Origin of the sequence: Streptomyces sp. 8N706 (genome assembly GCF_052245415.1) — a bacterium.
In the GTDB taxonomy this organism is placed as follows: domain Bacteria; phylum Actinomycetota; class Actinomycetes; order Streptomycetales; family Streptomycetaceae; genus Streptomyces.
In genome coordinates, this window is record NZ_JBQQBW010000091.1 from 17703 (window position 1) to 27413 (window position 9711).

The 9711-nt window shown below is 73.3% G+C and carries 12 protein-coding genes; 7 read left to right on the forward strand and 5 right to left on the reverse strand.

Annotation, left to right across the window (positions count from 1 at the left end; all coding sequences use genetic code 11):
* Window positions 1-94 precede the first annotated feature (94 nt).
* A complete protein-coding gene (locus tag ACTWQE_RS26210; protein WP_443331515.1) occupies window positions 95-1099 on the forward strand; it encodes an ADP-ribosylglycohydrolase family protein in 1005 nt (334 codons plus the stop codon).
* Window positions 1100-1464: 365 nt separating this feature from the next.
* Here the strand turns inward: ACTWQE_RS26210 and ACTWQE_RS26215 are convergent, their stop codons facing one another.
* A complete protein-coding gene (locus ACTWQE_RS26215; RefSeq protein ID WP_443331516.1) occupies window positions 1465-1827 on the reverse strand; it encodes a DUF952 domain-containing protein in 363 nt (120 codons plus the stop codon).
* A gap of 210 nt (window positions 1828-2037) precedes the next feature.
* Between ACTWQE_RS26215 and aroH the strand changes: the two genes are divergently transcribed.
* The 5 genes from aroH (at window position 2038) to der (ending at window position 6667) form a co-directional block, all read left to right on the forward strand.
* Window positions 2038-2400 carry a chorismate mutase gene (gene aroH / locus ACTWQE_RS26220; RefSeq protein WP_443331517.1) on the forward strand — a complete coding sequence of 121 codons (363 nt, stop codon included), beginning with the start codon at window positions 2038-2040 and terminating at the stop codon, window positions 2398-2400.
* Window positions 2397-3482, forward strand: a complete 1086-nt coding sequence (locus tag ACTWQE_RS26225) for a prephenate dehydrogenase (RefSeq protein WP_443331518.1) — start codon at window positions 2397-2399, stop codon at window positions 3480-3482. Before aroH ends, ACTWQE_RS26225 begins: the two co-directional genes overlap by 4 nt.
* 201 nt (window positions 3483-3683) lie before the next feature.
* The gene (cmk, locus tag ACTWQE_RS26230; protein ID WP_443331519.1) at window positions 3684-4397 is read left to right on the forward strand and encodes a (d)CMP kinase; all 714 of its coding nucleotides are present in this window, start codon (window positions 3684-3686) and stop codon (window positions 4395-4397) included.
* Window positions 4398-4486: 89 nt separating this feature from the next.
* Complete coding sequence (locus ACTWQE_RS26235) at window positions 4487-5077, forward strand: lysophospholipid acyltransferase family protein (RefSeq protein ID WP_443331530.1); 591 nt, start codon at window positions 4487-4489, stop codon at window positions 5075-5077.
* 129 nt (window positions 5078-5206) lie between these two features.
* Window positions 5207-6667, forward strand: a complete 1461-nt coding sequence (gene der / locus ACTWQE_RS26240) for a ribosome biogenesis GTPase Der (RefSeq protein ID WP_443331520.1) — start codon at window positions 5207-5209, stop codon at window positions 6665-6667.
* Between the two features lie 37 nt (window positions 6668-6704).
* Here the strand turns inward: der and ACTWQE_RS26245 are convergent, their stop codons facing one another.
* Both ACTWQE_RS26245 and ACTWQE_RS26250 read right to left on the reverse strand, forming a co-directional pair.
* Window positions 6705-7028 carry a hypothetical protein gene (locus ACTWQE_RS26245; RefSeq protein WP_443331521.1) on the reverse strand — a complete coding sequence of 108 codons (324 nt, stop codon included), beginning with the start codon at window positions 7026-7028 and terminating at the stop codon, window positions 6705-6707.
* A gap of 155 nt (window positions 7029-7183) precedes the next feature.
* On the reverse strand, window positions 7184-8014 hold the full coding sequence (locus ACTWQE_RS26250; RefSeq protein ID WP_443331522.1) for a hypothetical protein: 831 nt from the start codon (window positions 8012-8014) through the stop codon (window positions 7184-7186).
* 213 nt (window positions 8015-8227) lie between these two features.
* Between ACTWQE_RS26250 and ACTWQE_RS26255 the strand changes: the two genes are divergently transcribed.
* Window positions 8228-8635 (forward strand): transglycosylase family protein, encoded by a 408-nt coding sequence (locus ACTWQE_RS26255; protein ID WP_443331523.1) that lies wholly within the window; start codon window positions 8228-8230, stop codon window positions 8633-8635.
* Here the strand turns inward: ACTWQE_RS26255 and ACTWQE_RS26260 are convergent.
* A complete protein-coding gene (locus tag ACTWQE_RS26260; protein WP_443331524.1) occupies window positions 8598-9266 on the reverse strand; it encodes an ATP-binding cassette domain-containing protein in 669 nt (222 codons plus the stop codon). The two genes, ACTWQE_RS26255 and ACTWQE_RS26260, sit on opposite strands and share 38 nt — an antisense overlap.
* The coding region (locus ACTWQE_RS26265) for an ATP-binding cassette domain-containing protein (protein WP_443331525.1) at window positions 9263-9711 on the reverse strand (449 nt) is incomplete at its 5' end. The genes ACTWQE_RS26260 and ACTWQE_RS26265, both read right to left, overlap by 4 nt.

Sequence of the window (9711 nt, forward strand, 5' to 3'; positions counted from 1 at the left end):
GTCGACGGAAAACCCCGGGCCGGTCGGGCCGCCGATACGACATGCTCGTGCCACTCCTCCTGTTCCGCCGCGACCGACCGGAAGGACTCCACCAGTGAAGCTCGCCGCCACCGGCTCCCTGATCGGACTGGCGCTCGGGGACGCCCTCGGTTTCCCGACCGAGTTCGACGACGTCCCCTCGATCCTCGCCACGTCGGGCCCGTGGCGGGAGATGCGGCTGCCGGACCCCGCCTTCGTCACCGACGACACGCAGATGACGATCGCCCTGGGCCGGGGCATACGCACCGCGATGGACCAGGGAACCCTGGAGGCGTCCGGTCTGGAAGGACCGGTCCGTGAGGAGTTCATCGCCTGGTACCGCTCGCCGGAGAACAACCGCGCACCCGGCCGTACCTGTCTGGTCGCCTGCGGCCTCCTCGAAGACCGCGGACTGGCGTGGCAGAAGGCCGCCCAGACCGCGTCGAAGGGGTGCGGCGCGAACATGCGGGTCGCGCCCGTCGGGCTCGTGCCCGGCCTCAGCGACGAACAGCGCGCCGGAGCCGCACAGTTGCAGTCGGCGCTCACCCACGGCCACCCCACCGCGCTCGCCGCCGGCGACCTCACGGCGCACGCGGTGCGGCTCCTCGCGGAGGGCACACCCCCCGGCCGGCTGGTTGCCGCCCTGCGCTCGTACGCCCGGGAGAACCGCGGTCTGTACCACGAGCGCTGGCTGGGCGATCTGTGGCAGCACGCCCAGGACCGGTCGGCCGACGCCTTCATCTCCCGCGGCTGGGACGAGTGCCTCGGTGTCCTGGACCGGCTGGAGGACGCGCTGCGCCACCCCGACGCCGAGGCCGACCCCTGCCTGGCCACCGGCGAGGGCTGGATCGCCGAAGAGGCTCTCGCCACCGGCCTGCTGTGCTTCCTGCTCTTCCCCGACGAGCCGGTCACCGCCCTGCGCCGGGCCGCCTGTACCTCGGGGGACTCGGACTCGATCGCCTGCCTCGCGGGGGCCTTCGCGGGTGCCTGCCTGGGCGTGGACGTATGGCCGCAGGAGTGGGCCGGGCGCATCGAGTACCGGAGCGATCTGCTGGCGCTGGGCGCGGCCTGGGACGCATGACCATGACCCCGGGCGGGGCGCGGCACCACGAGCCGCGGACCGCCTGCGGCCCACCCGTCGACCCCACTGCGTACCGGGCCGTCCGCGATCTTGTCGTGCGCGCCCGGCTCGGCGAGGGCCGAGGCGGTTGACGCGGCCGGGGCGGCGGACGCGCGGCGTACCCGGATCAGGAAGTGGCCCAGTCCCGGCCGGGTTCGGGCAGCGGCGTGGTCCGTACGCGGCCGCGTCGGCCTCTCGCCGAGGCGCCCTGTCCAGCGGTCGGCCTGCGCCCACGGCGCCTCGCCGCGCCGGCCGGGCGGCGGCCGCTCCCGGTCGTCCCCCGTCCGGACCGGTTGGCCGTGGCCCGCGACGGTGCGAGGGCAGGGTCATGACCAGACGGCGAGACCGACCGCATGGCCGTCCGCGTCCCGCTGGACCTCCAGCATCCCGGCCACCGCCGTCCGGTTGATATGGCCGTAGACGTGCGGGAACAGGACGCCGGTGCCGCTGCCCGGCGGTGGCGGGACGGTCGCCGACTCCCAGCGGACCGGGGCGTCCAGCAGCTGCTCGTCGATCAGCAGGACCATCAGGGGACCGACCGCGTCGCGGAAGAAGGCGTCCGCGACGGAGAGGGAGGTCGTCTCGTCGGGGGAGCAGTGGATGAAGCCCTCCTCCGCGAGGGTGGGAGGGGCATACGGGCGGTCCGGTACGGCGAGCCAGTCGTCCAGCGGCACCACATGGAAGATCATGCGCAACGTTCTACCGGACCGCGTGCCGCCGCCCCGCCCTCGGAGGGCCTGACATCTCCACCGTCGAGCGGCGCTCCCGGGATTCCGCCCCCGGGTGCGGGCGATCGGACGGCCGCCGTCTCGCGGGCCGGTCACCGCGGCGTCCCGCCCGTACGGCTGGCTAGGCTGGTCGGACAGGGAGCACGCGCGAGCGCCGAGGGAGCAGAGAACGTGGCGGTACGAGCGGTCCGGGGAGCCGTCCAGCTGGAACGGGACGACTCCGCTCATATGCACGACCAGGTCAGCGAGCTGCTCACCGCCGTACTCGAGCGCAACCGCCTGGCCGCCGATGACCTGATCAGCATCTGGTTCACGGCCACCCCCGACCTGCACAGCGACTTCCCGGCAGCTGCGGCCCGCAAGCTCGGCATCGTCGATGTTCCGCTGATCTGCGCGCAGGAGCTGGCCATCGACGGCGCCATGCCCCGTGTCGTCCGCGTCCTCGCCCATGTCGAGACCGGACTCGCCAAGTCCGAGATCTCCCATGTCTACCTCGGCGCCGCCGCCACTCTCCGCAAGGACATCGCCCAGTGAGAACCGCCGTCGTCATCGGCACCGGCCTGATCGGCACCTCCGCCGCCCTGGCCCTGTCCGGCCGGGGTGTGCACGTCCACCTCGTGGACCACGATCCCGCCCAGGCCCGGACCGCGGCCGCGCTCGGGGCCGGCACGCACGAGGCACCGGAAGGCCCCGTCGACCTGGCCGTCGTCGCGGTACCTCCGGCACATGTCGCCACCACCATCGCGGACGCGCAGCGCCGCCGTGTCGCCCGCGGCTACCTCGACGTCGCCAGCGTCAAGGGCGGGCCGCGCCGGGAGCTGGAGGCCCTCGGCTGCGACCTGCGCCAGTACCTCGGTACGCACCCCATGTCCGGCCGGGAGCGCTCCGGGCCGCTCGCCGCGACCGCCGACCTCTTCGAGGGGCGCCCCTGGGTGCTGACCCCCACCCGCGACACCGACACCGAGGTGCTCAACCTCGCCCTGGAGCTCGTCGCCCTGTGCCGTGCCGTGCCCGTGGTGATGGACGCCGACGCCCACGACCGGGCCGTCGCTCTGGTCTCCCACACCCCCCAGCTGCTCTCCAGCATGGTCGCCGCCCGTCTGCAGGGCGCCGACGAGACCGCCGTACGGCTGTGCGGCCAGGGCATCCGGGACGTCACCCGGATCGCGGCCTCCGACCCGGCGATGTGGATCGACATCCTGTCCGCCAACCCCGGCCCGGTCGCCGATGTGCTCGCCGCGGTCGCCGCGGACCTCGACGAGACGGTGCAGGCGCTGCGCGCCCTGCAGTCCGCCGACGAGGACAAGCGGCGGGACGGCGTCACCGGCATCGAGGACGTACTGCGGCGCGGGAACGCCGGCCGTGAGCGGGTGCCGGGCAAGCACGGAGCCGCCCCGGCCGTCTACGAGGTCGTCACCGTGCTCATCGGCGACCAGCCGGGCGAGCTGGCCCGGATCTTCGCCGACGCCGGCCGGGCCGGGGTCAACATCGAGGACGTCCGGATCGAGCACGCGACCGGCCAGCAGGCGGGTCTGATCCAGCTGATGGTCGAGCCCAGGGCGGTGCCCTCGCTCACGGACGCCCTGCGGGAGCGCGGATGGTCGATCCGGCAGTGATCCGGCCCGTGACCCGGCAGTGAGGTGCGGGCCGGCCCGCAGGAGGACGCCACCAACGGAAAGTGCCACGTTACCCTCCCCCCCCAGGTGGCACGCCATGTACTGGGTGGTGGCACCAACCAACAACCTTGTCCGAAGGCATCTCGCTCCCGGCCGCGGCCGGGAAGGCCCCCGCTGACCCCCGCCCCGTGCACGAGAAAGGTGTTCGTCACCGTGGAAACCGCCGCCCGGACCGCCCCGGCAACAGTGATTGTCGCCATCGACGGCCCCTCCGGCACGGGCAAGTCGAGCACCTCGAAAGCCGTGGCCGCCAAGCTCGGACTGAGCTACCTCGACACCGGCGCCCAGTACCGGGCGATCACCTGGTGGATGCTGAGCAACGGCATCGACGTCCAGGACGGTGCCGCCGTGGCGACCGCGTCCGCCAAGCCCGTGATCGTCTCCGGCACCGACCCGGCCGCCCCGACCATCAGTGTGGACGGTGCGGACGCCGCCGGTCCGATCCGTACCCAGCAGGTCACCGCGGCGGTCAGCGCCGTCAGCGCGGTCCCCGAGGTCCGCGCCCGGCTCACCGAACTGCAGCGCACCATCGCCTCCTCCGCCGAGCGCGGCATCGTCGTCGAGGGCCGGGACATCGGCACCACCGTCCTCCCCGACGCCGACCTCAAGATCTTTCTCACCGCGTCGCCGGAGGCCCGCGCCGCCCGGCGCAGCGGAGAGCTCACGGGCAAGGAGGCCGCCGATCTGGCCAGCACCCGCGAGGCGCTCGTCAAGCGGGACGCGGCGGACTCCGGCCGTAAGACCTCGCCCCTGGCCAAGGCAGGGGACGCGGTCGAGGTGGACACCACCGAGCTCACCCTGGACCAGGTCATCGAGTGCGTCGTGACGCTCATCGAGGAGAAGCAGAGCGCGTGACCCGTAGCGACACCGTCTCTCCGGCCTCCGGCGCGGGGGCCCCCGAGCCGGGCGGTGCGGCGGTCGGCCGCAGGATCGGCATCGGGCTGATGTACGGGCTGTGGAGGCCGCGGGTGCTCGGCACTTGGCGGGTTCCGGCCTCCGGCCCGGTCATCCTGGCGGGCAACCACTCCCACAACATCGACGGCCCGATGATGATGGGCACCGCGCCCCGGCCGGTGCACTTCCTGATCAAGAAGGAGGCGTTCATCGGCCCGCTCGACCCGTTCCTGCGCGGAATCGGGCAGCTCAAGGTGGACCGGGAGAGCGCCGACCGTACCGCGATCACCAACGCGCTGGGCGTACTGGAGCGCGGTGGCGTACTGGGGATCTTCCCGGAGGGCACCCGGGGTGGCGGGGACTTCGCCTCGCTGCGTGCCGGGCTCGCCTACTTCGCGGTCCGCTCCGGCGCCCCGATCGTGCCGGTCGCGGTACTGGGCAGCACGGAGCGGCGCGGCCGGCTGATACCGGCGCTGCCGCCCCTGCGCAGCCGGGTCGATGTGGTCTTCGGAGACCCTTTCGACGCAGGTGACGGCAGCAGCAGGCGTACGACGCGCAAGGTCCTCGACGAGGCCACGGTGCGCATCCAGGAGAGGCTGACCGCCCACCTGGAAAACGCCAGGCGCTCCACGGAGCGCTAGGGCGTGTTGCAGAAGTCCGCGGAACCCGCCCCTCGGGCGGACGGCGCTACTTTGGGAACACGCCCGCGAGACTTGAGTGGCGGACCGCACGGGTCCGCACGGACGATGGACGACGAGGACACTGACTTCATGAACGACCAGACCCCCACCGGCGACGAGCACGGTGAGCTTGGCGACGCCGAGTACACGGAGTTCATGGAGCTCGCGACACAGGAGGGCTTCGACCCGGACGAGGTCGAGAGCGAACTCGCCGCCGCCGGTCACGGCCCGCTGCCCGTACTCGCCGTCATCGGTCGCCCCAATGTCGGCAAGTCGACCCTGGTGAACCGGATCATCGGACGCCGTGAGGCGGTTGTCGAGGACAAGCCGGGCGTCACGCGCGACCGGGTCACCTACGAGGCGGAGTGGGCGGGCCGCCGCTTCAAGGTCGTCGACACCGGCGGCTGGGAACAGGATGTCCTCGGTATCGACGCCTCCGTCGCCGCCCAGGCCGAGTTCGCCATCGAGGCCGCCGACGCGGTGGTCTTCGTCGTGGACTCCACTGTCGGTGCCACGGACACCGACGAGGCCGTGGTCAAACTGCTGCGCCGGGCCGGCAAGCCCGTGGTGCTGTGCGCCAACAAGGTCGACGGGCCCAACGCCGAGGCGGACGCCGCGATGCTGTGGTCACTCGGCCTCGGCGAGCCGTACCCCGTCTCCGCGCTCCACGGCCGCGGTACGGGCGACATGCTCGACGCCGCGCTGGAGGCCCTTCCCGACGCACCCGCCCAGACCTTCGGCGCCGCCGTGGGCGGGCCGCGCAGGATCGCCCTGATCGGCCGCCCGAACGTCGGCAAGTCCTCCCTCCTCAACAAGGTCGCGGGGGAGGACCGGGTCGTCGTCAACGAGCAGGCCGGCACCACACGTGACCCGGTCGACGAGCTGATCGAACTCGGCGGCGTGACATGGAAGTTCGTGGACACGGCCGGTATCCGGCGCCGCGTCCACCTCCAGGAGGGCGCCGACTACTACGCCTCGCTGCGCACCGCCGCCGCCGTCGAGAAGGCCGAGGTCGCGGTGGTCCTCATCGACGCGAGCGAGACCATCAGCGTCCAGGACCAGCGGATCATCACGATGGCGGTCGAGGCCGGGCGCGCGCTGGTCATCGCGTACAACAAGTGGGACAGCCTCGACGAGGAGCGCCGCTACTACCTCGAGCGCGAGATCGAGACGGAGCTGGGCCAGATCCAGTGGGCGCCGCGGGTCAATGTGTCGGCTCGTACGGGGCGGCACATGGAAAAGCTCGTCCCGGCGATCGAGACCGCCCTCGCCGGGTGGGAGACCCGCGTCCCGACGGGGCGTCTCAACGCCTTCCTCGGCGAGATCGTCGCCTCGCACCCGCACCCGATCCGCGGTGGCAAGCAGCCGCGCATCCTCTTCGGAACGCAGGCCGGGACCAAGCCGCCGCGGTTCGTGCTCTTCGCCTCCGGCTTCCTGGAGGCCGGCTACCGCCGCTTCATCGAGCGGCGGCTGCGCGAGGAGTTCGGCTTCGACGGCACCCCGGTCCATATCTCCGTGCGGGTGCGGGAGAAGCGCGGGCGGAAGAAGTAGTGCTCCCGGGCCCTGCCGGCGACGGCCGGGGCCGGGACTACAGCCCGTGCCTCCGGTTGTCGCGCTGACCGGGCGGCAGCGCAGGGGGGAACCCCGGGCGGTTCTGCCGCCCGATCGTGTCCCAGGAACGGGCGCGCTCCCATGACGCGCGGTGGTCACGGCTGTTGAAGGGCGCGAACCCCAGATCCTCCTCGCCCGTACGGTCGCCGGGCAGCGCCCGGAACTGCCGGCGGTACTCGGCGTACAGCGCGTCGTAGATCGGCGTGGCCGACTGATGGGCCGTCGACGCCTCGTGCGGGGGCCGCATACCGGGGATGTGGTGCTGGTACGGGATCCGGGGGGTGGGGTCGTATGAGTGCACGTACGTGCCAACGACCTCGGCGCCCGACGGATGCGGGGAAGCGCCGAAAACGCCTGTTCGCGGCAGACGGTGCGCACCGGTGCCCCGGTCTGTCCGCCGGGCGGCGGCCTGGGAAGCGGGGTCCGCACCCCCCGGCCCGCCTGAGGGGGTCGCGGTCACGTGCCCGCCAGTGGCATGACCGCGGCCACGAGCGCGCCGCCCGCCGCGGCCTTGTCGAGAGCGGCGCGCAGCAGGTCCTCGCGCGGCTGCTGGCCGATGGAGCCCACCGGAGCGGCGAAGACCAGCACCCTGGACGTCTTGTTGACGGCCGTCCGCCAGCCGTCCGTCACGGTCAGCGGCTGATGGGCCTGCCACCACGCGGTGGGCCCGCCGCCCCCGGTACCGGGCTGCAGGATGGCGTGGAGCTGTCCCATCGCGAGCAGTACGGACCACCCGTGCAGTGGCTCGGGCACCTGCTCGACATCCGTCACCGGCATGAACCCCTGTTCGATGAGCAGCGGCAGGAAGTCGTCGCCGGGGCCGTCGTTGCCGGGGCGGGCGATGGGGCTGGTGGGCTCGACGACGAGCGCGGGATACAGCCCGTCGTCGATCAGGACCAGACCGCTGGTCACCCCGATCACCGCCTGGCGCGGGGCCGGCCGGAGGTCGTCGGGCACGCGCAGCGCGGCTGACGGGCCGACGGGTACAGGGGCGGCCGTGGGGGCGCCGCCCTCGCCGGTGATGCTGCGCACCGCGCCCTGGAGCTGCTCCTCGGACACCGGGACGACCTGGGACGGAATGCAGGTGGCGTGGGCGAAGGCGAGCACCGCCGTCTCGTCACCGACGAACAGCACCGTGCTGGTTCGCTCCTGCTCGCTGTCGCCGGGGGTCCGGCAGGAGGTGCAGTCGTAGCTGCCCGGGGCGTTGTCACCTGCGATCAGCCGATCGGCTTCTTCGTCGCCGATCTCGGCGCGTACGTCATCGCTGACGTCGAGCATGCGCGGCACGGGGGGCTCCTCCGACTCGGTGGTGGTCGCCGGGCGCTCCCGGCTCATAAGAGGACAACGGGTGATCTGCCGCCGGAGTCACGCACGCGTGGATGGGGAATCAGATGGCGATATCACCCGGCTCGCCCGCCGGATGGTCCGACCGGGTAGGGCCGGACCGCGTGCCGGGCGCGGCTCCCCGGGCCGTGCGGAGAGGCGTGCGTAGCGTGCGGCATGTCGCACTTCCGTGTCATCCGTGTCATCACGCAGACGGCTGTGGTCCTCGCCGTGTTCCTGGCACCGGCGCCGGGACTCGCATACGCCGAGCCCTCGCCGCCCCGGGGAAGAAACACCGCCGATCCCTCCGCTGCCGTCTGGGACCGGCTCGCCCGGTGCGAGAGCGGGGGGCGCTGGAACGCCAACACCGGCAACGGCTATTACGGCGGGCTGCAGTTCGGGCAGTCCACCTGGGTGGCGCACGGCGGCCGGGCCTACGCCGAGCGGGCCGACCTCGCCACGCGCCGGGAGCAGATCGAGGTCGCCCGGTCCGTGCTGCGGACCCAGGGCTGGAATGCCTGGCCGGGGTGTTCCCGCCGCACCCGGCTCACCGAGGGTGCGGCCACTCCGAGGCCTCGCCGCTGAACTCCACGGCGCCGCGGCGCAGTCCGTACACCACCGTGGTCACGGCGCGCAGCTCGGGTTGCAGCGACTGCTCGGCCACGACCACGGTCCTGCCGCGCCGCGCCGCCTCCCCCAGCAGCGCGTACGTACGGGCCGCGGTCGCGGGGGACATGCCCTGGGCCGGCTCGTCCAGCAGCAGCAGCCCGGCAGGGGAGAGCAGTGCGCGCGACAGTGCCAGCATCCGCTGCTCGCCGCCCGAGAGGGTGCCCGCGCGACGGCCGAGCAGCGGGCGCAGCGGCGGATGGACCTCCGCTGCCCGGCCGGGGTCGGCGCCCGGCGGCAGGACGAGGGCGAGATTCTCGGCCACCGTGAGGGAGGCGAAGACGGCGCGCTGGTCAGGGACGAACATCAGTCCGCGGAGGGCGCGGGCGTGGGCGGGCAGCCGGGTCGCGTCGGCGCCGCGCCACTCCACCCGGCCGGCCGTGAGCGGGACGGTGCCCGCCAGGGCCCGGAGCACGGTCGTGCGTCCGGCGCCGTTACGGCCGAGGAGCACGGTCAGCCGGGCGGCCGGCACCGCCAGGTCGACACCGTGCAGGGCCTCCAACGGGCCGTAGCGCACGCGCGCGTGGCGCAGGGCGATCTCGACGCTCATGGCGCGGCCTCCTCGAGCACCCGTGCCGCCGGGCCCGAGGCGACGATCCGGCCGTCGGCCATCGCATACACGGTGTCGGCCAGACCGCCCACCAGATCGAGATCGTGCTCGACGATCAGCAGCGCCATGCCGTCGGCGGCCAGCGCCCGCAGGACCCGTGCCAGCGCGGCGACTTCGGCCGTGTCGAGTCCGGCGGCCGGCTCGTCGAGCAGGAGGGTCCGCGGGCTTCCCGCGAGGGCCCTGCCGAGCTCGACCCGGCGCAGCGTGCCCGTGGAGAGCCCGGCCGCGGGCATGTCACGGACGGGCCCGTCGAGGCCGAGCAGCCGCAGCACCGGCTCCACGGCGGCGGGGTCGCGCACCCGGCCCTGCTCGGCACCGATCCTGACGTTCTCGGCCACCGTGAGGGTGGGGAAGACGGCGAGTTGCTGGAACGTACGGGCGACAC